The following is a 22543-nucleotide window of genomic DNA, read 5'->3' on the forward strand; positions in this document are numbered from 1 at the left end:
CGACCCGTCCCGATCGCACGACCCCCGAGGAGCACGCATGTCCACCCAGCCCGCAGAGTCCGGCCACGGCAACTCGCCGGCGGCCTGGACGGCCGTCGTCATCGCGCTCATCGGCTTCGCCGTCGGCACGATCGCGTTCTGGTTCGCCATCGTGCCCGTCGTGTGGATCTCGGCGGGGGTCGTCGTGCTCGCGTTCGTCATCGGCGGCATCATGAAGAAGCTCGGCTACGGCGTGGACGGCCACCGCACGGCGCCCACCAAGGCGCACTCCTAGATGCTGGGCGACCTCCTCGCCGGCGCCCGGGAGGACGCGGCCGCCCGACGCGAGCTGCGCCCCCTCGCCCAGGTCGAGGCCGACGCGCTCGCGCGTCCGGCGGCCCTCGACGCCCTGAGCGCCCTCGCCCCGGCCGACCGCGTCAAGATCATCGCCGAGGTCAAGCGCTCCAGCCCCTCGCGCGGCGCCCTCGCCGAGATCCCCGATCCCGCGCTCCTCGCCTCGCGATACGAGACCGGCGGCGCCAGCGCCATCAGCGTGCTCACGGAGGGCCGCCGGTTCGGCGGGTCGCTGCACGACCTCGAGCAGGTCCGCGACGCGGTCTCCATCCCCGTGCTCCGCAAGGACTTCATCGGCGAGGCCTACCAGGTGCTCGAGGCGCGCGCGTCCGGCGCCGACCTCGTCCTCCTCATCGTGGCCGCGCTCGACCAGCCCACCCTCGTCGAGCTGCACGCCCTCATCGGCGAGCTCGGCATGACCGCCCTCGTCGAGACGCACTCGGCCGAGGAGGTGTCCCGCGCCCTCGACCTCGGCGCCCAGGTCGTCGGCGTCAACGCCCGGGACCTCACCACGTTCGAGCTCGACCGGGACCTCTTCGGCCGCCTCGCCGACTCGATCCCCGCGGGCGTCGTCCGCATCGCCGAGTCCGCGGTCACGACCGCGGACGACGTGGCCCACTACCGCCGCTCCGGTGCGGACGTCGTCCTCGTGGGCGAGGCCCTCGTCACGGGCGATCCCGTCCGCACCCTGTCCGAGTTCCTGGAGACCCGACCATGACCGACCTCCGCAGCGTGACCGGCCCGTACTTCGGCGAGTTCGGCGGGCGGTACGTGCCCGAGTCGCTCGTCGCGGCCCTCGACGAGCTGTCGGAGGCGTGGGACGCGCTGAAGGTCGACCCCGGCTTCATCGCGGAGCTCCGGGAGCTGCACCGCAGCTACACCGGCCGTCCCTCCCTCATCACCGAGGTGCCGCGCTTCGCCGAGCACGCCGGCGGCGCCCGCATCATCCTCAAGCGCGAGGACCTCAACCACACCGGCTCGCACAAGATCAACAACGTGCTGGGCCAGGCCCTGCTCACGAAGAAGATCGGCAAGAAGCGCATCATCGCCGAGACGGGCGCGGGCCAGCACGGCGTCGCCACCGCCACGGCGGCCGCGCTGTTCGGCCTCGACTGCGTCATCTACATGGGCGAGGTCGACACCGAGCGCCAGGCCCTCAACGTCGCGCGGATGCGCCTGCTCGGCGCCGAGGTGATCCCGGTCCGCTCAGGCTCCCGCACGCTCAAGGACGCCATCAACGACGCGATGCGCGACTGGGTCACCAACGTCGAGACCACGAACTACGTCTTCGGCACGGTCGCGGGCCCGCACCCGTTCCCGGCCATGGTCCGCGACCTGCAGAAGGTCATCGGCGAGGAGGCGCGCGAGCAGGTCCTCGCGCTCACCGGGCGGCTGCCCGACGCGGTCGCCGCGTGCGTCGGGGGCGGATCCAACGCCATCGGCATCTTCCACGCCTTCCTCGACGACGCCGACGTCGCCCTCTACGGCTTCGAGGCCGGCGGCGACGGCGCGGACACCCCGCGCACGGCCGCCACCATCACCAAGGGCCGCCCCGGCATGCTGCACGGTGCGCGCAGCTACCTGCTCCAGGACGAGGACGGGCAGACCATCGACTCGCACTCGATCTCCGCCGGCCTCGACTACCCGGGCGTGGGACCCGAGCACTCGTGGCTCTCGGACCTCGGCCGGGCGACGTACCGCCCCGTCACGGACGACCAGGCCATGAGCGCGCTGCGCCTCCTCAGCCGCACCGAGGGCATCATCCCGGCCATCGAGTCCGCGCACGCCCTCGCCGGCGCGCTCGAGCTCGGCAAGGAGCTCGGCCCGGACGGGATCATCCTGATCAACCTCAGCGGCCGCGGCGACAAGGACATGGAGACCGCGGGCGCGTACTTCGACCTCATCGACGCCGGGGCGGAGCAGTCGTGAACGCGGCCGCCCACGCCGCGCCCGCCCAGGGCAGCCCCGTCGAGCGGGCCATCGCGCTCCGCCGCGAGCAGGGATCCGGCGCGCTCGTCGGGTACCTGCCCGTCGGCTTCCCGGACGTCGCGACGAGCATCGAGGCCGCCGTCGCGCTCGTCGAGAACGGCGTCGACGTCATCGAGCTCGGCCTGCCCTACAGCGACCCCGTCATGGACGGGCCCGTCATCCAGCGGGCCACCCAGACCGCCCTCGCGCAGGGCTTCCGCCTCCGCGACGGCTTCGACGCATTGCACGCGATCACCCAGCGCGTGGACGCGCCCGTCCTCCTCATGACCTACTGGAACCCCGTCGTGCAGTACGGCGTCGAGCGCTTCGCGGACGACATCGTCGCCGCGGGCGGCGCCGGCCTCATCACCCCCGACCTCATCCCCGACGAGGGCGCCGACTGGCTCGCCGCCTCGGAGCGCACCGGCCTCGACCGCGTGTTCCTCGCGGCGCCGTCGTCGAGCGAGGCGCGCCTGCACCAGGCCGTCGAGCGCAGCCGCGGCTTCGTGTACGCGGTCTCGACCATGGGCATCACGGGCGCCCGCCAGGACGTCGACCAGGCGGCCCGCGGGCTCGTGTCCCGCCTTCGGGACGCGGGCTCGACGAGCGCGTGCGTGGGCATCGGCATCTCCACGGGCGACCAGGTGCGCGAGGTCCTCGGCTACGCCGACGGGGCCATCGTCGGATCCGCGCTCGTGGCCGCCCTGGCCGACGGGGGCGTCCCCGGCGTCGCCCGCGCCGCGGCCGATCTCGCGCGGGGAACCGCGCTACAGTAGCCCCCGGCCCGCGGCCCCGCCGCGCCCGCCGATCCCCCTGCGAAAGTGAGCGCCATCCGTTGTACGCCCCGATGAGCATCCCCAGCCCGGATCCGTCCGACACCCGGTTCGACGTCACGGCGTGGCTCCAGGGCTTCGGCATCGACCTCCCGCTCACCTTCGTCATCCACGCCTACGCGGTGTGCATCCTCATCGGCATCGTCATCGCGGCGTTCCTCACGAACCACCGGCTCACCCAGCGCGGCGCCGAGCGATGGGTGACCATCGACTTCACGCTGTGCGCGCTCGTCCTCGGCATCGTCGGCGCCCGCGCCTTCCACGTGCTCACCCATCCGGGCGACTACTTCTACGACGGTGCGAACCCCTGGCGCGTCCTGTTCGTGTGGGAGGGCGGCATCGCCATCTTCGGCGCGCTCATCGGCGGCGCCGTCGGCGTGTGGCTCGGCTCCAAGTGGACGGGCGTCCGCTTCTGGACCTTCGCCGACGCGCTGGCCCCGGGTCTCCTCCTCGCCCAGGCCGCCGGTCGCATGGGCAACTACTTCAACCAGGAGCTGTTCGGCACGCCGACGACCCTCCCGTGGGGCCTCGAGGTCGACCCGACCAACGCCGCGTTCCCGGCCGGCCTCCCCGCCGGCACGCTCTTCCACCCCACGTTCCTCTACGAGATCGTCTGGAACGTGGCGGGCGCGATCCTCATCATCGCCCTCGGGCGCGCGGTCCGCCTGCAGTGGGGGCGCGGCCTCGCCGTCTACCTCATGTGGTACGGCCTCGGGCGCATGGTGTTCGAGTCCATCCGCATCGACCCGAGCGAGATCCTCCTCGGCATCCGCACCAACGTGTGGGCCGCGTTCCTCGCCGTCGCGATCGGCCTCGTCCTGTTCATCGTGCAGACCCGCCGCCACGTCGGCAGCGAGCCGAGCCCGTACCTCCCGGGCCGCACCCCGGAGGACGTAAGCGGGCGCGTGAAGGCGGGCCGCGACGGCGAGGTAGCATCGGTGTACACGGATTCGGATTTCACCGACGGCGACGCCGATCGGACATCCACCGGGTCGGACTCCCACGCTCTCCCCGCCACAAGCGGACGCGGCGCCTAGTCCCCAGCGCGGGCACCCCCGCGGTCACCGTCTCCTCCTGCGAGGCGGTCCCCACCACAGGGCCAGCGACGTCCCTCCGCAGTGCATCTAGGACGGTTCCCATGGCGTTCTCCTCCACCTCCCCTCCCGGCGGCGCGTTCCCCGCGAAGCAGGGCCTCTACGACCCCGCGTTCGAGAAGGACGCGTGCGGCCTGGCCATGGTGGCCACCCTGCGCGGCACCCCCGGGCACGACATCATCGTGAACGCGCTCGACGCGCTCCGGAACCTCGAGCACCGCGGAGCCATCGGCTCCGACGCGGGCACCGGCGACGGCGCCGGCATCATGACCCAGATCCCGGACGAGTTCCTCCGCGGCGTGGTCGGCTTCGACCTGCCGCCCATGGGGGAGTACGCGGTCGGCATGGCGTTCCTCCCCACGGACGACGCGGAGCGCGAGGAGCTCCAGGCGGGCATCGAGCGCCTCGCCGGCGACGAGCGCCTGCGCGTGCTCGGGTGGCGCGAGGTCCCCGTGGACGCGACGCACCTGGGCAACCTGGCCCGCAAGGCCATGCCCGCGTTCCGTCAGCTGTTCCTCGCCTCGGACGCCCCGGAGTCCTCCTTCGAGCGCCCCGCGGGCCTCGTCCTCGACCGCCTGGCCTTCCGCCTCCGCAAGCGCGCGGAGCGGGAGCTCGGCGCGTACTTCATCTCGCTGTCCTCGCGCACGCTCGTCTACAAGGGCATGGTCACGACGCTGCAGCTGGAGCCCTTCTACCCGGACCTCTCCGACGAGCGGTTCGCCTCCAAGCTCGCCATCGTGCACTCCCGGTACTCGACGAACACGTTCCCGTCGTGGCCGCTCGCGCAGCCGCTGCGGATGATGGCGCACAACGGCGAGATCAACACGGTCGCGGGCAACCGCAACTGGATGCGCGCCCGCCAGTCCCAGCTGGAGTCGGAGCTCCTCGGCGACCTCTCCCCGCTGCTGCCCATCGTCACGCCCGGGGCCAGCGACTCGGCGTCCTTCGACGAGGTGCTGGAGCTCCTCAGCCTCAGCGGCCGCAGCCTCCCGCACGCGATGATGATGATGGTCCCCGAGGCGTGGGAGAAGCAGACGGACATCGACCCCGTCCGCCGCGACTTCTACGAGTACCACTCCATGGTCATGGAGCCGTGGGACGGCCCCGCCGCGCTCACCTTCACCGACGGCACGCTCGTCGGCGCCACGCTCGACCGGAACGGGCTGCGCCCCGGCCGCTACCTCGTCACGCACGACGGGCTCGTGGTGCTCGGCAGCGAGATCGGCGTGCTCGAGATCGACCCGGCGCGCATCGCGCGCAAGGGCCGCCTGCGCCCCGGCAAGATGTTCCTCGTCGACACCGAGGCCGGCCGGATCATCGAGGACGACGAGATCAAGTCCCAGCTCGCGGCCAGCGCGCCGTGGGGGGAGTGGCTCGAGAACCGCATCCACCTCCAGGACCTGCCGGAGCGCGAGCACATCGTGCACACGCCCGCGTCCGTCGTCCGCCGCCAGCGCACCTTCGGCTACACGGAGGAGGAGGTGCGGATGCTCCTCATGCCCATGGCGAAGGTCGGCGCGGAGCCCCTCGGCGCCATGGGCTCCGACACGCCCATCGCCGTCCTCTCGCAGCGCCCGCGCCTGCTGTTCGACTACTTCACCCAGCAGTTCGCGCAGGTCACGAACCCGCCGCTCGACTCCATCCGCGAGGAGGTCGTCACCAGCCTCCGCCAGGGCCTCGGGCCGCAGCGGAACCTCCTCGACGCCGGCCCCGAGCACACCAAGCAGGTCGTGCTCGACTTCCCGGTCATCGACAACGACGAGCTCGCGAAGGTCATCCACATCGACCACCGCCCCGGGAGCAGCACCACCACGATGGTCAGCGGCCTGTACCGCGTCGACGACGGCCCGCTCGCCATGCAGAAGCGGATCGACGCCATGTGCGACGAGGTCGACCGCGCCATCGAGCACGGCGCGCAGTTCATCGTGCTCTCGGACCGCGACTCCAACCGGGACCTCGCGCCCATCCCGTCGCTCCTGATGATCGCGGCCGTGCACCACCACCTCATCCGCAAGCAGACCCGCATGAAGGTCGGCCTCGTGGTCGAGGCCGGCGACGTGCGCGAGGTGCACCACATCGCGCTGCTCATCGGCTACGGCGCCTCGGCGGTCAACCCGTACCTGGCCATGGAGTCCTGCGAGGAGCTCGTCCGCAGCGGCATGCTTACGGGCGTGACGCCGGAGAAGGCCACGCGGAACCTCATCAAGGGGCTCGGCAAGGGCGTGCTGAAGATCATGTCCAAGATGGGCATCTCCACGGTGGCGTCGTACGCCGGCGCGCAGTGCTTCGAGGCGGTGGGCCTGTCGCAGGAGCTGGTGGACCAGTACTTCTCGGGCACCACCACGCGCCTCGGCGGCGTCGGCATCGACGTCATCGCGGCCGAGAACGCCGCGCGCCACCGCAGCGCCTACCCGACCGACGGCGCGGTGCTCTCGCACGAGCGCCTGCAGACGGGCGGCGAGTACCAGTGGCGCCGCGACGGGTCCCCGCACCTCTTCAACCCGGACACGATCTTCCGGCTGCAGCACGCCACCCGCATGCGCCGGTACGACATCTTCCGCGAGTACACGTCCATGGTCGACGCGCAGTCGAAGGACCTCATGACGCTGCGCGGCATGTTCCACCTCAAGACCGGCACGCGCCCCGCGGTGCCGCTCGACGAGGTGGAGTCCATCTCCGACATCGTCAAGCGCTTCTCCACGGGCGCGATGAGCTACGGCTCGATCTCCGAGGAGGCGCACGAGACGCTCGCGATCGCGATGAACCGCCTCGGCGCGAAGTCGAACACGGGCGAGGGCGGCGAGAACGTGGAGCGCCTGCTCGACCCCGAGCGCCGCAGCGCCATCAAGCAGGTCGCGTCCGGGCGCTTCGGCGTCACGAGCATGTACCTCACGCACGCCGACGACATCCAGATCAAGCTCGCGCAGGGCGCCAAGCCCGGCGAGGGCGGGCAGCTGCCACCCGGCAAGGTCTACCCGTGGGTGGCCCGGACGCGCCACGCGACCGCGGGCGTCGGCCTCATCTCGCCGCCGCCGCACCACGACATCTACTCGATCGAGGACCTCAAGCAGCTGATCTTCGACCTGAAGCGCGCGAACCCGTCCGCCCGGATCCACACGAAGCTCGTCAGCCAGTCGGGCATCGGCGCGGTCGCGGCGGGCGTCGCGAAGGCGCTGAGCGACGTGATCCTCGTCTCCGGCCACGACGGCGGCACGGGCGCGAGCCCGGTGAACTCGCTCAAGCACGCGGGCACCCCGTGGGAGCTGGGCCTCGCCGAGACGCAGCAGACCCTCCGCCTCAACGGCATGCGCGACCGCGTGGTCGTGCAGGTCGACGGGCAGATGAAGTCCGGCCGCGACGTCATCGTCGGCGCGCTGCTCGGGGCCGAGGAGTTCGGCTTCGCGACGGCGCCGCTGGTGGTCTCCGGCTGCATCATGATGCGCGTCTGCCACCTCGACACCTGCCCCGTCGGCGTCGCCACGCAGAACCCGGAGCTGCGCAAGCGCTTCCCGGGCAAGGCGGAGCACGTCGTCAACTTCTTCGAGTTCATCGCGCAGGAGGTGCGCGAGCACCTCGCGGCGCTCGGCTACCGCTCGCTCGACGAGATCGTGGGCCGCAACGACCTGCTGGGCGTCGAGGACGCGGTCGACCATTGGAAGGCGTCGGGCCTCGACCTCTCGCCGATCCTCGTGGGCCCGACGTTCGCGGAGGGCGAGCCGATGAAGCACGCCCGCTCCCAGGACCACGAGCTCGAGGACCACTTCGACAACGAGCTCATCCGCCTGAGCCGCGACGTGCTCGAGCACGGCGGCCGGGTCGAGATCGACCTGCCCGTGCGGAACACGGCGCGCGCGGTCGGCACGATGCTCGGGCACCTGGTCACCAAGGGCCACGGCGAGGACGGGCTGCCGACGGGATCCATCGACGTCACGCTGCGCGGCTCCGCCGGCCAGTCCTTCGGGGCCTTCGTGCCCGCGGGGATCACGCTGCGCCTCGTCGGCGACAGCAACGACTACCTGGGCAAGGGCCTGTCGGGCGGCGACATCGTCGTCCGCCCCGACGCGAGGGGCCGGCTTCCCCGCGGAGGAGAACGTCATCGCGGGCAACGTCATCGGCTACGGCGCCACCCAGGGCACCATGTTCATCCGCGGCATGGTGGGGGAGCGGTTCCTCGTCCGCAACTCCGGCGCGACCGCGGTCGTCGAGGCCGTGGGCGACCACGCCCTCGAGTACATGACCGGCGGGCTCGCGCTCGTGCTCGGCGGCACCGGCCGGAACATCGGCGCGGGCATGTCGGGCGGCACCGCCTACGTGATCGACCTCGACCGCGACCGCATCAACACCGACGCGCTCGCGTCGGGCGAGCTCGAGCTCCACCCCCTCGGCGGCGCCGACGCGGAGATCGTGCTCGACCTGCTCCGCCGGCACCTCGCCGAGACCGGCTCGACCGTGGCCGAGCGCCTGCTCGCCGACCCGGAGACCTCCATGGAACGCTTCACCAAGATCCTGCCGCGGGACTACGCGGCCGTCCTCGCCACCCGCCAGACCGCGGTGGACGAGGGCATCGACCCCGACGGCGACGTCGCCTGGAAGCGCATCCTGGAGGTGACCGGTGGCTGACCCCAAGGGCTTCCTCAAGGTGACGGAGCGCGAGCTCCCCAAGCGCCGACCCGTCTCGGTCCGGCTCATGGACTGGAAGGAGGTGTACGAGCAGCAGGAGCGCGGCGAGCTCGTGCGCCAGGCCGGCCGGTGCATGGACTGCGGCATCCCGTTCTGCCACCAGGGCTGCCCCCTCGGCAACCTGATCCCGGAGTGGAACGACCTCACGTGGCGCGGCGAGGGCCGCCAGGCCATCGAGCGCCTGCACGCGACGAACAACTTCCCCGAGTTCACGGGACGGCTGTGCCCGGCGCCCTGCGAGAGCTCGTGCGTGCTCGGCATCAACCAGCCGCCCGTGACCATCAAGCAGGTCGAGGTGTCGATCATCGACGACGCCTTCCAGAACGGCTGGGTCGAGCCGCACCCGCCCGAGCGCCTCACGGGCAAGACCGTGGCGGTCGTCGGATCCGGTCCCGCCGGCCTGGCCGCCGCCCAGCAGCTCACGCGCGCCGGCCACACGGTCGCCGTGTTCGAGCGCGACGACCGCATCGGCGGCCTGCTGCGCTACGGCATCCCGGACTTCAAGATGGAGAAGCGCCACCTCGAGGCGCGCCTCGCGCAGATGACCGCGGAGGGCACGCGCTTCCGCGCCGGCGTCGACATCGGCACGGACATCACCTGGTCCGACCTGCGCCTCCGCTACGACGCGGTCGTCGTCTGCACGGGCGCGCTCGTGCCCCGCGACCTCGACATCCCGGGTCGCGACGTCGACGGCGTGCACTTCGCCATGGACTACCTCCGCCAGTCGAACCACGCGACCGCGGGCGACCAGGTGCCCGGGCAGATCCACGCGGAGGGCAAGCACGTCGTCGTCCTCGGCGGCGGCGACACCGGCGCGGACTGCATCGGCACCGCGCACCGCCAGAAGGCGGCCTCCGTCACCAACCTCGCCATCGGCCAGCAGCCGCCGTCGGAGCGCCAGGCGAACCAGCCGTGGCCGACGTACCCGACCCTCTTCGAGGTGTCGAGCGCGCACGAGGAGGGCGGCGAGCGCCACTACCTCGCGTCCACGGTCGAGTTCCTGAAGGACGACGACGGGCACGTGCGCGCCGTCCGCGTCGCCGAGACCGAGTTCCGCGACGGCCGACGCGTGCCGAAGTCGGGCACCGAGCGGGAGATCCCGGCCGACCTCGTGCTGCTCGCGCTCGGCTTCACCGGTCCCGAGAGGGACGCCCTGGAGTCGCAGCTCGCGGTCCCGTTCGACGACCGCGGCAACGTGGCGCGCGACGAGGACTTCCAGACCGACCAGCCCGGCGTGTTCGTCGCCGGCGACGCGGGTCGCGGGCAGTCGCTCATCGTCTGGGCCATCGCGGAGGGACGTTCAGCGGCGTCCGCCGTCGACCGGTACCTTGAGGGGGACACGGAGCTCCCGTTCCCGGTCCGTCCCACGGACCGCGCTCTCTCCATCTGACCCGGCCGCCGCGCACGCGTGCGCGGCCCTCACCCGAACCGCGTCCGTGTGCGACGCAGAAACGCGAGACAGACAGAGCATGACCAGACGAGCGAAGATCGTCGCGACCCTCGGGCCCGCGACCAGCTCCTATGAGAGCATCCGCGCCATCATCGACGCCGGCGTGGACGTGGCCCGGATGAACCTGAGCCACGGAACCTACGACGTCCACGAGGGCATCTACTCCACCATCCGGAAGGCCGCCGACGACGCGGGTCGCGCGGTCGCGGTCCTCGTCGACCTGCAGGGTCCGAAGATCCGCCTCGGCAAGTTCTCCGACGGCCCGCACGACCTGGCCTTCGGCGACACGTTCGTCATCACCGTCGAGGACATCCTCGGCACGAAGGACATCTGCTCCACCACCTACAAGGGCCTCCCGGGCGACGTGAAGGCGGGCGACCCGCTCCTCATCGACGACGGCAAGGTCACGCTGCGCGTGGTCTCCACCGACGGCACGCGCGTCACGACCACGGTCGAGGTCGCCGGCACGGTCAGCAACAACAAGGGCATCAACCTCCCGGGCGTCGCGGTCAACGTGCCCGCCCTCTCCGAGAAGGACGAGGCCGACCTCCGCTGGGGCCTCCGACTCGGCGCCGACCTCATCGCCCTGAGCTTCGTGCGCGACGCGTCCGACATCGTCCGGGTGCACGAGATCATGGACGAAGAGGGCCGCCGCGTCCCCGTCGTCGCCAAGGTCGAGAAGCCGCAGGCCGTCGACGCGCTCGAGGAGATCGTCGACGCGTTCGACGCGATCATGGTCGCCCGCGGCGACCTCGGCGTCGAGCTGCCGCTCGAGGCCGTGCCGATCGTGCAGAAGCGCGCCGTCGAGCTCGCCCGCCGCAAGGCGAAGCCCGTCATCGTCGCCACGCAGATGCTCGAGTCGATGATCACGAGCCCGCGCCCGACGCGCGCCGAGGCCTCTGACTGCGCCAACGCCGTCCTCGACGGCGCCGACGCGCTCATGCTGAGCGGCGAGACGAGCGTGGGCGAGTTCCCGGTCGTCACCGTGAAGACCATGGCGCGCATCATCGAGTCCACCGAGGAGCACGGGCTGGAGCGCATCCCCGCCCTCGGCTCGCGCCCCTTCACGCAGGGCGGCGCCATCACGCTCGCGGCCGCCGAGGTGGCCGAGTTCGTCGAGGCCAAGTTCCTCTGCGTCTTCACCGAGTCGGGCGACTCCGTCCGCCGCATGACGCGCCTGCGCAACGGCATCCCGATCCTCGCCTTCACGCCGAACGAGGGCATCCGCCGTCGCCTGGCGCTGTCGTGGGGCGTGCAGTCCTACCTCGTCGAGCCGGTCACGCACACCGACCAGATGTTCCACCAGGTCGACGACGTCCTCCTCGCCGAGGGCCTCGCCGAGGTCGGCCAGAAGGTCGTCGTCATCGCCGGGTCCCCTCCCGGCATCGCGGGCTCGACGAACGAGCTGCGCGTCCACGTCGTCGGCGACGCCGTGAACGAGGCGGCTCCCGCATACGAGAAGTAGCGCGTCACCGCGGGGGCAGCGCCCCCCGCGGGAGCACGAGAGGGCGGGCGACCACGCGGGTCGCCCGCCCTCTCGCGTGTCCTCGCGGACCGGTGCCGGATGTGGGACTCGAACCCACACGCCCTCACGGACAGAGCATTTTGAGTGCCCCGCGTCTGCCATTCCGCCAATCCGGCGCACCTCGGTGCGACCGCGGTCCGGCGGGCAACCCCGCGGATCCGCCGCGCACCGGCCCGCCCGACGATACCGTAGGCTCCTATCCGTGAGTGACCAGGAAACAGCCCCCGCCGCCCCCCGCCGTGTCGTCGTCGCCGAGGACGAGTCGCTCATCCGCCTGGACATCGTCGAGACCCTCCGCGACAACGGCTTCGAGGTCGTCGGCGAGGCCGGGGATGGCGAGACCGCCGTCGCGCTGGCCACGGAGCTGCGTCCGGACCTCGTCATCATGGACGTCAAGATGCCCCAGCTCGACGGCATCTCCGCGGCCGAGCGGCTGAACCGCAACCACATCGCGCCGGTCGTCCTCCTCACCGCCTTCAGCCAGAAGGAGCTCGTCGAGCGCGCGGGCGAGGCGGGTGCGCTGGCCTACGTCGTCAAGCCGTTCACGCCCAACGACCTCCTGCCGGCGATCGAGATCGCGCTGGCCCGCTACGCCCAGATCATCACGCTCGAGGCCGAGGTGTCCGACCTCGTCGAGCGCTTCGAGACGCGCAAGCTCGTCGACCGGGCCAAGGGCCTGCTCAACGAGAAGATGGGGCTCACCGAGCCCGAGGCGTTCCGCTGGATCCAGAAGGCGTCCATGGACCGCCGCCTCACCATGCACGACGTGGCCCAGGCCATCATCGAGCAGCTGAGCGCCAAGAAGCCCTAGCCGCCGCGGCGTCACGCGGGCCGTCGCGCGGCGTGCCCACGCCGCGGATCGTCCTCAGCGTCGTGAGCGCTCGCGGATGATGTTCGTGATGCGCACGGTGGAGAGCCGCCGTCCCTCGTCGTCGGTCAGCACGATCTCGTGCGTCGTCAGCGTGCCGCCGAGGTGGATCGCCGTGCAGGTGCCGGTCACCGTGCCGGACGACGCGCTCCGCGTGTGGCTGGCGTTGAGCTCGATGCCGAAGGCCACGCGATCGGGCCCCGCGTGCACGTTCGCGGCCATGGATCCGAGCGACTCCGCGAGCACGACGTAGGCGCCGCCGTGCACGACGCCGTAGGGCTGCGTGTTGCCCTCGGCCGGCATGGTGGCGACCGCCCGCTCGGGGCTGAGCTCCTGGAAGACGATGCCCATCTTCTCGGCGAGCGCGCCCACGTCCTGGGGCTGCCGGAGCCGGCGGTCCGGCGTCTCGTCCTCCGGTGCGGGCTGGGTCATGGGGATCCTCCGAGGCCGGGTCCGAGGTCGGGAGCCCTCGATAGGCTGGACCCGTGCCGAACACGGAAAAGCCTACCCTCCTCGTCATCGACGGCCATTCCCTCGCGTTCCGGGCCTTCTACGCCCTGCCGGCGGAGAGCTTCCAGAACCGCGAGGGGCAGCACACGAACGCCGTGCACGGATTCATCGCGATGCTCATCAACCTCCTGCAGAAGGAGAAGCCCACGCACGTCGGCGTCGCGTTCGACATCTCGCGCTTCTCGTTCCGCACGCGCGAGTACCCGGAGTACAAGGGCACGCGCGGCGAGACGCCGGCGGAGTTCACCGGCCAGGTGCCGCTGCTCGAGCGCGCGCTCAAGACCATGAACATCCCCACCCTCACCAAGGAGGACCACGAGGCGGACGACATCCTCGCGACGCTCGCCACGCAGGGTCGCGAGCAGGGCTTCCGGGTGCTGGTCGTCTCGGGCGACCGCGACGCCATCCAGCTCGTCAACGACGACGTCACGCTGCTCTACCCGTCGACGCAGGGCGTCTCGCAGCTCACCCGCTACGACGCCGAGAAGGTGTTCGAGAAGTACGGCGTGCAGCCCGAGATGTACCCGGACATCGCCGCGCTCGTGGGGGAGACGAGCGACAACCTCATCGGCGTCGACAAGGTCGGGCCGAAGACCGCGGTGAAGTGGCTGAACCAGTTCGGCTCGCTCGACGCGGTCATCGAGCACCGCGACGAGATCACCGGCAAGGTCGGCGACAACCTGCGGGCGCAGTACGAGAACGTCCTCCGCAACCGCCGCCTCAACCGCCTCCTCACGGACGTGGAGCTGCCCCTCGGTCCGGCGGACCTCGAGCGCAAGCCCATCGACGAGCCCGCGCTCCGCGAGGTGTTCGCGGTGCTCGAGTTCAAGCAGCTGCTCGAGCGGGTGCTGAAGCTCGAGGGATCCGGTGCCTCCGCGTCGAGCGAGGGCACGCCCGTCGGCGCGCTCGAGCAGGAGCCGTCCACGGCGCCCGCCGCACCGAAGGCGCAGCAGCTCCTCGACGAGGAGCTGGAGAAGTGGATCCGCACGCAGAGCGCCGCCTCGCCGCACGGCCTCGGCCTCACGGTCGAGACGCAGGACGGGAAGCCCGTCGGGTTCGGCCTCGCGAGCGCGACCGAGGCGGTCACCCTGCCGTGGCAGGAGGGCCGCGCCGACTACGCGCCCTTCGAGCGGTGGCTCGCGAGCGACGCGCCCAAGATCATGTCGGACGCCAAGGTGCAGGTGAAGGCCGTGCGCCGCGCCGGCCTCGCGTTCTCCGGCCTCGCCTTCGACGTGCTGGTCGCCGGCTGGCTCCTGCGGCCGGGGTTCACCGACAAGACGCTCGCCGCGCTCGTCAGCCGCTACCTCCTCGAGGACCTGCCCGAGCCCGACGCCAACCAGCTCGTGCCCGAGACCGAGGCGCTCACCGCGCCCGTCGAGGCCTGGTACACGCTGCGCGTCGAGCACGCGCTCCGCGAGGTGCTCGACGAGCGGACCCTCGGGGTCCTCGTCGACATCGAGATGCCCACGCTCCTCGTCCTCGTCGAGATGGAGCTGCGCGGCGTCGCGACCGACCGGGCGGGGCTCGCCGAGCTGTCGGCGCAGCTGCTGGAGCGCATCACCGACCTCGCCGACCGCGCCTTCGCGGAGATCGGCAAGGAGATCAACCTCGGCTCGCCCAAGCAGCTGCAGGAGGTCCTCTTCGACCAGCTCGGCATGCCGAAGACGCGCGCCAACAAGACGGGCTTCTCCACGGACGCGGGCGCCCTCGCCGACCTGCAGGCGTCGAACCCCCACCCGTTCCTCGACCTGCTCCTCGAGCACCGCGACGCGAGCAAGCTGCGCCAGATCATCCAGACGCTCGAGCGCGGCATCGGCGACGACGAGCGGATCCACACCACGTACGTGCAGACCGGCACGACCACCGGCCGCATCTCCTCCAACGACCCGAACCTGCAGAACATCCCCGTCCGCACCGAGGAGGGCCGGCGCATCCGCAGCGCCATCCGCGTGGGCGAGGGGTACGAGACGCTCCTCACCGCCGACTACTCGCAGATCGAGATGCGGATCATGGCGCACCTGTCGGGCGACGAGGGCCTCATCGAGGCGTTCGCAGCGGGGGAGGACCTGCACCGGTTCGTCGGCTCCCGGATCTTCGGCGTCGACCCGGCCGACGTGAGCCCCGAGATGCGCACCAAGGTCAAGGCCATGAGCTACGGCCTCGCGTACGGGCTGAGCGCGTTCGGGCTGTCGAAGCAGCTGCGCATCCCGTCGTCCGAGGCGAAGCAGCTCATGACCGACTACTTCGCGCGCTTCGGCTCCGTGCGCGACTACCTGCGCCAGGTCGTGGAGGAGGCGCGCGCGGCCGGGTACACCGAGACCATCTTCGGCCGCCGCCGCCCGTTCCCCGACCTCACTAGCCCCAACCGCGTGCTCCGCGACAACGCCGAGCGCGCCGCCCTCAACGCGCCCATCCAGGGGTCGGCCGCCGACATCATGAAGATCGCGATGATCCGCATCGAGGCCGACATGCGCGAGCGCGGCATGGCCTCGCGCATGCTCCTGCAGGTGCACGACGAGCTCATCCTCGAGGCCGCCGCGGGCGAGTGGGACGCGCTCGAGGAGATCGTCACCGACCGCATGGCGCACGCGGCCGACCTCCGGGTGCCGCTCGAGGTCCAGGTGGGCCGCGGCGACTCGTGGGCCGCCGCCGCCCACTGACCGGCGCCGCACGGCCCCCATCCACCCCCAGCACGAGGAGCACCAGCGCATGACGGACGCACGACTCTCGGACCTCCTCGCGGACGGGTCCATCCGGCTCGACGCACGCGCCGCCGACCGCGAGGCCGCCATCCGGCAGGCCGGCGAGGCGCTCGTCGCGTCCGGCGCCGTGCAGCCCGGCTACGTGGACGCCATGGTCGAGCGCGAGCGCTCGGTGTCCACCTTCGTCGGCGAGGGCGTCGCCGTGCCGCACGGCTCGTTCGCCGCGGGGCGCGACCTCGTGACGGCGGATGCGATCAGCGTCCTGCGCCTCCCCGACGGCGTGGACTGGGACGGGCACGACGTCCGCATCGTCATCGGCATCGCGGCCACCGGCGGCGGCCACATCGCCCTGCTGTCGCGTCTCGCGGAGATCCTGCTCGACCCCGTGCGGGCCGAGCAGCTGCGCGGCGCCACCGATCCCGCGACCGTCCGGGCGCTCCTGGGAGCCGGTACGGTCGAGGGATGACGACGACGCCGAAGGCACCCCGACCGCAGACGGACATCGACCGCATCGCCGAGGGGTGGATCGACGCCTCGCTCGACCTGCACCCCGAGGAGCGGGTGTACCTCGGCCGTCCGGGGCGCGAGGGGGAGTACGGCGACCACTCGCCCGCGGGCCACGCCGCGCACGCGGAGGCGGCGCGCCGGGTCATCCGGCAGCTGGACCGGGCGACGCCCGTCGACGCGGTGGACGAGGTCACGCGCATGGACCTCGCGCGCGAGCTCCAGCTCGACGTCGAGATGCACGACGCCGGCGTCCACCTCTCCGACCTCAACGTCATCGCGTCGCCCGCGCAGGGCATCCGCGACGTCTTCGACATCTCGCCCACCGCCACCGAGGGCGACTGGGAGCACCTCGCCACCCGCCTCGGCAACGTCGCGGGCGCGGTCGACGGCTACATCGAGACGCTGCGCGAGGGCGTGCGCCGCGGCCAGACGCCGGCCAGGCGCCAGGTCCGCGAGGTGCTCGGACAGGTCGAGCGCCAGGCGGCGCCCGACGGCTTCTTCCGCTCCTTCGCCGAGGACGCCCGCCCCGACTCCGGCGAGCTGCCCGCCGCGCTCCGCCGGGACCTCGGCGCACGCGCCGAGGAGGCCCGCGCCGCCTACGAGCGCCTCGCCGGGTTCCTCGGCTCGGAGCTGGAGCCCGCCGGCCGCGAGGCGGACGCCGTGGGCCGCGAGCAGTACGCGCTCCGGTCGCGCTCCTTCCTCGGCGCCGAGGTCGACCTCGACGAGACGTACGAGTGGGGCGTCGGCGAGCTGGCGCGCATGACGGAGGAGCAGGAGTCCATCGCCCGCGAGATCCTCCCCGGCGCGAGCGTGCTCGAGGCCATCGCGCACCTCGACGGTGACGCGTCCCGCAAGCTCCACGGCACGGACGCCCTCCGAGCCTGGATGCAGGAGACGAGCGACCGCGCGGTCGAGGAGCTGGGCCGCACGCACTTCGACATCCCCGAGGAGATCCGCGCGCTCGAGTGCATGATCGCCCCCACGCAGGAGGGCGGCATCTACTACTCCGGCCCCGCGGACGACTTCAGCCGGCCGGGCCGCATGTGGTGGTCGGTGCCCGAGGGCGTGACCGAGTTCGACACGTGGCGCGAGCTGACCACGGTGTACCACGAGGGCGTCCCGGGCCACCACCTGCAGATCGCCCAGGCCACCTACAACAAGGCCGAGCTCAACACCTGGCGCCGCTTCGCCGGCACGTCCGGCCACGCGGAGGGCTGGGCGCTCTACGCCGAGCGCCTCATGCAGGAGCTCGGCTACCTCGACGACCCGGCCGACCGCCTCGGCATGCTCGACGGCCAGCGCATGCGGGCCGCCCGCGTCGTGCTCGACATCGGCGTGCACCTCGGCAAGCGCGTGCCCGACGGCGACGCCGTCTGGGACGCCGCGTACGCGTTCGACTTCATGGGCCGCAACGTGAACATGGACCCGTCGTTCGTGCGCTTCGAGGTCAACCGCTACCTCGGCTGGCCGGGCCAGGCCCCGTCCTACAAGGTGGGCCAGCGCATCTGGGAGGACCTCCGCGACGAGACGCGCCGCCGGGAGGGCGCCGCGTTCGACGTCCGCGAGTTCCACCGCCGCGCGCTCGACGTCGGCGGCGTCGGCCTCGACACCCTGCGCGCCGCGGTCCTCCGCTGATCCCCGTCCCGGCCCGTGCGGCGCGGTTGTCGCGCCCCCCGGGCCGGGTCTAAGATCGACTGTCGCAGTTCTGCGACGACCCATCCGTCCGCCGCTCGACCGGTACCCGCGCGGGTCCGCGCCAGCGGCCTTATTCATGCCCATCCTGGAGCACTAACTACATGACAATCGCAACGACCGACAAGGCGCCCAAGCAGGTCGCGATCAACGACATCGGATCTGCTGAGGACTTCCTCGCCGCGGTCGAGAAGACACTGAAGTTCTTCAACGACGGGGACCTCATCGAGGGCACCGTCGTGAAGATCGATCGGGACGAGGTCCTGATCGACGTCGGCTACAAGACCGAGGGCGTCATCCCCTCGCGTGAGCTGTCCATCAAGCACGACGTCGACCCCACGGAGGTCGTCAAGGTCGGCGACACCGTCGAGGCCCTCGTCCTCCAGAAGGAGGACAAGGAAGGCCGTCTGATCCTGTCGAAGAAGCGCGCGCAGTACGAGCGTGCGTGGGGCGACGTGGAGAAGATCAAGGAGTCCGACGGCGTCGTCACCGGCACCGTCATCGAGGTCGTCAAGGGCGGCCTCATCGTGGACATCGGCCTCCGCGGCTTCCTCCCGGCCTCGCTCATCGAGCTGCGCCGCGTCCGCGACCTCACGCCGTACCTCGGCCAGGAGATCGAGGCGAAGATCCTCGAGCTCGACAAGAACCGCAACAACGTGGTCCTGTCGCGCCGTGCGCTCCTCGAGCAGACGCAGTCCGAGAGCCGCAGCACGTTCCTCAACAACCTCCAGAAGGGCCAGGTCCGCAAGGGCGTGGTCTCCTCGATCGTCAACTTCGGTGCGTTCGTGGACCTGGGCGGCGTCGACGGCCTCGTGCACGTCTCCGAGCTCAGCTGGAAGCACATCGAGCACGCCAGCGAGGTCGTCGAGGTGGGCCAGGAGGTGACCGTCGAGATCCTCGAGGTCGACCTGGACCGCGAGCGCGTCTCGCTGTCGCTCAAGGCGACGCAGGAGGACCCGTGGCAGGTCTTCGCCCGCACGCACGCCATCGGCCAGGTCGCGCCCGGCAAGGTCACCAAGCTGGTGCCGTTCGGTGCGTTCGTCCGCGTGGCCGAGGGCATCGAGGGCCTCGTGCACATCTCGGAGCTCTCCGGCAAGCACGTCGAGCTCGCGGAGCAGGTCGTGTCCGTCGGCGACGAGGTGTTCGTCAAGGTCATCGACATCGACCTCGAGCGTCGCCGCATCTCGCTGAGCCTCAAGCAGGCCAACGACGGAGTCGACCCCGAGGGCACCGAGTTCGACCCCGCCCTCTACGGCATGCTCACCGAGTACGACGACCAGGGGAACTACAAGTACCCCGAGGGCTTCGACCCGGAGACCAACGAGTGGAAGGAGGGCTTCGAGGCCCAGCGCGAGACCTGGGAGCAGCAGTACGCCGCCGCTCAGGCCCGCTGGGAGGCCCACAAGAAGCAGGTCGCGGCAGCAGCCGAGGCCGAGGCGGCCGACACGGGCATCACGTCCGCCGGTCCCGGCTTCACGAGCGACTCGACGGGCGCCGGCACGCTGGCGGACGACGAGAGCCTCGCCGCCCTGCGCGAGAAGCTGTCCAGCTCGAAGTAGTCCCACCCGCACCACGACGAGGCGGCTCTCCCTTCCGGGAGGGCCGCCTCCGTCGTCCCCGGGGAGGCTCCCCGCCTAGGCTGGATCCATGCGGGTGATCGGACTGACGGGCGGCATCGCCGCGGGCAAGACGGTGGTGGCCGACCGGCTGGCGGAGCTCGGGGCGGTGCGCATCGACGCCGACCGGCTCGCCCGCGAGGTCGTCGAGCCCGGCACGCCGGCGCTGGCGCAGATCGCGCGGTCCTTCGGCCCCGGGGTGATCGCCGCCGACGGCACGCTCGACCGCCCGGCCCTCGGGGCGATCGTGTTCCAGGATCCGGATGCCCGTCGCGACCTCGAGGCCATCACGCACCCCGCCGTCCGCGCCCTCTCGGCGCGCCGGATGGCCGAGGCCGGGGAGGCGGATCCCGACGCGGTCGTCGTCTACGACATCCCTCTCCTCGTCGAGTCCGGCCGCGTCGACGAGTTCGAGAGGATCGTCGTGGTCCACGCTCCGCGCGAGGAGCGGATCCGCCGTCTGATGGAGCTCCGCGGCATGGCCCGCGAGGAGGCCGAGCGCCGCATCGCGTCGCAGGCGCGCGGACGAGGACCGGCTCCAGGTCGCCGACGACGTCATCGACTCGGGGGAGTCCCTCGCGAGCACGCTCGCGCAGACGGATCGGCTCTGGGCGAACCTGTCCGGCGGTGTCGGAGGCCGCTCGTAGACTCGGAGGCATGCAGCCCACCCGGTCCGTGCGCCCCTTCAAGGTCGTCAGCGAGTACTCCCCGAGCGGCGACCAGCCCACGGCCATCGCCGAGCTGGCCGGTCGCATCAACGCCGGCGAGCCCGACGTCGTCCTCCTGGGCGCCACCGGCACCGGCAAGTCGGCGACGGCAGCCTGGCTCATCGAGAAGGTGCAGCGGCCCACGCTGATCCTGGCGCACAACAAGACCCTGGCCGCGCAGCTCGCCACCGAGTTCCGCGAGCTCATGCCGGACAACGCCGTGGAGTACTTCGTCTCGTACTACGACTACTACCAGCCCGAGGCGTACGTCCCGCAGACGGACACCTTCATCGAGAAGGACTCGTCGGTCAACGCCGAGGTCGAGCGCCTCCGCCACTCCACCACGAACTCGCTGCTCAGTCGGCGCGACGTCGTGGTGGTCAGCACCGTCTCCTGCATCTACGGCCTCGGCCAGCCCGAGCAGTACATGAACGCCATGATCGCGCTCCAGGTCGGCATGCAGATCAACCGCGACACGCTCATCCGCAAGTTCGTGTCCATGCAGTACCAGCGCAACGACGTCGACTTCTCGCGCGGGAACTTCCGCGTGCGGGGCGACACCATCGAGATCATCCCGATGTACGAGGAGCTGGCCATCCGCATCGAGATGTTCGGCGACGAGATCGAGGCGCTGTACACGCTGCACCCGCTCACGGGCGACGTGGTCCGCAAGATGGACTCGGTCTCCGTCTTCCCCGGATCGCACTACGTCGCCGAGACCGAGGTCATGCAGCGGGCCATCGGCACCATCCAGCAGGAGCTCGAGGAGCGGCTGGCGGTGCTCGAGCGCGAGGGCAAGCTGCTCGAGGCCCAGCGGCTGCGCATGCGCACCAACTTCGACATCGAGATGATGCAGCAGATCGGCTTCTGCTCGGGCATCGAGAACTACTCGCGCCACATCGACGGGCGCTCGCCCGGCGAGGCGCCGCACTGCCTGCTCGACTACTTCCCGGACGACTTCCTGGTCGTCATCGACGAGTCGCACGTCACCGTCCCGCAGATCGGCGCCATGTTCGAGGGCGACTCGTCGCGCAAGCGCACGCTCGTGGAGCACGGCTTCCGCCTGCCCAGCGCCCTCGACAACCGGCCGCTGAAGTGGAACGAGTTCACCGAGCGGGTCGGCCAGACCGTCTACATGTCGGCCACACCGGGCAAGTACGAGCTCGGCATGGGCGACGGCGTGGTGGAGCAGATCATCCGCCCGACGGGTCTCATCGATCCCGCCATCGTCGTGAAGCCCACGAAGGGCCAGATCGACGACCTCCTCGAGCAGATCCGCATCCGCGTCGAGAAGGACGAGCGCATCCTCGTGACCACCCTCACGAAGAAGATGGCCGAGGAGCTCACCGACTACTTCGCCGAGGCGGGCGTGCGCGTGCGCTACCTCCACTCGGACGTCGACACGCTCCGCCGGGTGGAGCTGCTGTCCGAGCTGCGCGCCGGCGTCTACGACGTGCTCGTCGGCATCAACCTCCTGCGCGAGGGCCTCGACCTGCCGGAGGTGTCGCTCGTCGCGATCCTCGACGCCGACAAGGAGGGCTTCCTCCGGTCGTCCACGTCGCTCATCCAGACCATCGGCCGCGCAGCCCGCAACGTCTCGGGCGAGGTGCACATGTACGCCGACGTGCTCACGGACAGCATGAAGCGCGCCATCGACGAGACCGACCGCCGCCGCGAGCGGCAGGTGGCCTACAACACCGAGCACGGCATCGACCCGACGCCGCTGCGCAAGCGCATCGCCGACATCACCGAGATCCTGGCGCGCGAGGGCGAGGACACCAAGAAGATGCTCGAGGGTCGCGGCGGCGGCAAGCGGTCGCCCACGCCGAACCTCCGTCGCGAGGGCAAGGCGGCGGCCGGCGCGAACGAGCTGGAGACCATCATCTCCGACCTCAACGACCAGATGCTGCAGGCCGCGGGCGAGCTCAAGTTCGAGCTGGCGGCGCGCCTCCGCGACGAGCTGGGCGACCTCAAGCGCGAGCTGCGCCAGATGGAGAAGGCCGGGCACCTGTCCTGAGGGGCGTCGGGGGAGCGGGGGCGAACACGGCCGGAGGCCGC

14 protein-coding genes, 1 tRNA gene and 2 pseudogenes are annotated in these 22543 nt (G+C 71.4%); 15 read left to right on the forward strand and 2 right to left on the reverse strand.

The window, feature by feature from the left end; translation table 11 throughout:
• Window positions 1-37 precede the first annotated feature (37 nt).
• The 8 genes and pseudogenes from QFZ62_RS01120 to pyk all read left to right on the forward strand — a co-directional run bounded on the left by QFZ62_RS01120 (window position 38) and on the right by pyk (window position 11823).
• Window positions 38-274, forward strand: coding sequence for a DUF6704 family protein (locus tag QFZ62_RS01120; protein WP_307500930.1), 237 nt, complete (start codon window positions 38-40; stop codon window positions 272-274).
• Complete coding sequence (trpC, locus tag QFZ62_RS01125; RefSeq protein WP_307500931.1) at window positions 275-1051, forward strand: indole-3-glycerol phosphate synthase TrpC; 777 nt, start codon at window positions 275-277, stop codon at window positions 1049-1051.
• A complete protein-coding gene (trpB, locus tag QFZ62_RS01130; RefSeq protein WP_307500932.1) occupies window positions 1048-2262 on the forward strand; it encodes a tryptophan synthase subunit beta in 1215 nt (404 codons plus the stop codon). The genes trpC and trpB overlap by 4 nt, the downstream gene beginning before the upstream one ends.
• The gene (gene trpA, locus QFZ62_RS01135) at window positions 2259-3077 is read left to right on the forward strand and encodes a tryptophan synthase subunit alpha (RefSeq protein ID WP_307500933.1); all 819 of its coding nucleotides are present in this window, start codon (window positions 2259-2261) and stop codon (window positions 3075-3077) included. The genes trpB and trpA overlap by 4 nt, the downstream gene beginning before the upstream one ends.
• 71 nt (window positions 3078-3148) lie before the next feature.
• Window positions 3149-4171, forward strand: coding sequence for a prolipoprotein diacylglyceryl transferase (gene lgt, locus QFZ62_RS01140; RefSeq protein ID WP_307500934.1), 1023 nt, complete (start codon window positions 3149-3151; stop codon window positions 4169-4171).
• Between the two features lie 101 nt (window positions 4172-4272).
• Window positions 4273-8848 (forward strand): annotated as a pseudogene (gene gltB, locus QFZ62_RS01145) (glutamate synthase large subunit).
• A complete protein-coding gene (locus tag QFZ62_RS01150; protein ID WP_307500935.1) occupies window positions 8841-10298 on the forward strand; it encodes a glutamate synthase subunit beta in 1458 nt (485 codons plus the stop codon). The pseudogene gltB and the gene QFZ62_RS01150 overlap by 8 nt, the downstream one beginning before the upstream one ends.
• Window positions 10299-10377: 79 nt before the next feature.
• Window positions 10378-11823: a pyruvate kinase gene (pyk, locus tag QFZ62_RS01155; protein ID WP_307500936.1), complete on the forward strand. Its 1446-nt coding sequence runs from the start codon at window positions 10378-10380 to the stop codon at window positions 11821-11823.
• A 93-nt stretch (window positions 11824-11916) separates the two neighbouring features.
• Here the strand turns inward: pyk and QFZ62_RS01160 are convergent.
• Window positions 11917-11999, reverse strand: a tRNA-Leu gene (locus tag QFZ62_RS01160).
• Between the two features lie 86 nt (window positions 12000-12085).
• Here QFZ62_RS01160 and QFZ62_RS01165 point away from each other — a divergent pair.
• On the forward strand, window positions 12086-12694 hold the full coding sequence (locus QFZ62_RS01165; protein WP_307500937.1) for an ANTAR domain-containing response regulator: 609 nt from the start codon (window positions 12086-12088) through the stop codon (window positions 12692-12694).
• Between the two features lie 54 nt (window positions 12695-12748).
• Here QFZ62_RS01165 and QFZ62_RS01170 read toward each other — a convergent pair whose 3' ends face one another.
• Entirely contained in the window at window positions 12749-13183 is a 435-nt protein-coding gene (locus QFZ62_RS01170; protein WP_307500938.1) for a PaaI family thioesterase, read from the reverse strand.
• 53 nt (window positions 13184-13236) lie between these two features.
• Between QFZ62_RS01170 and polA the strand changes: the two genes are divergently transcribed.
• From polA to uvrB, 6 genes and pseudogenes are all read left to right on the forward strand, one after another.
• Window positions 13237-15921, forward strand: coding sequence for a DNA polymerase I (polA, locus tag QFZ62_RS01175; protein WP_307500939.1), 2685 nt, complete (start codon window positions 13237-13239; stop codon window positions 15919-15921).
• A 49-nt stretch (window positions 15922-15970) separates the two neighbouring features.
• Complete coding sequence (locus tag QFZ62_RS01180; protein ID WP_307500940.1) at window positions 15971-16429, forward strand: PTS sugar transporter subunit IIA; 459 nt, start codon at window positions 15971-15973, stop codon at window positions 16427-16429.
• Entirely contained in the window at window positions 16426-18105 is a 1680-nt protein-coding gene (locus tag QFZ62_RS01185; RefSeq protein WP_307500941.1) for a DUF885 domain-containing protein, read from the forward strand. Before QFZ62_RS01180 ends, QFZ62_RS01185 begins: the two co-directional genes overlap by 4 nt.
• Before the next feature lie 161 nt (window positions 18106-18266).
• On the forward strand, window positions 18267-19721 hold the full coding sequence (gene rpsA / locus QFZ62_RS01190; RefSeq protein WP_086513559.1) for a 30S ribosomal protein S1: 1455 nt from the start codon (window positions 18267-18269) through the stop codon (window positions 19719-19721).
• Window positions 19722-19809: 88 nt separating this feature from the next.
• Window positions 19810-20425 (forward strand): annotated as a pseudogene (gene coaE / locus QFZ62_RS01195) (dephospho-CoA kinase).
• A gap of 10 nt (window positions 20426-20435) precedes the next feature.
• Window positions 20436-22502: an excinuclease ABC subunit UvrB gene (uvrB, locus tag QFZ62_RS01200; RefSeq protein WP_307500942.1), complete on the forward strand. Its 2067-nt coding sequence runs from the start codon at window positions 20436-20438 to the stop codon at window positions 22500-22502.
• The last annotated feature ends 41 nt before the right edge of the window (window positions 22503-22543 follow it).

Source organism: Clavibacter sp. B3I6 (genome assembly GCF_030816895.1).
Classification (GTDB): Bacteria; Actinomycetota; Actinomycetes; order Actinomycetales; family Microbacteriaceae; genus Clavibacter.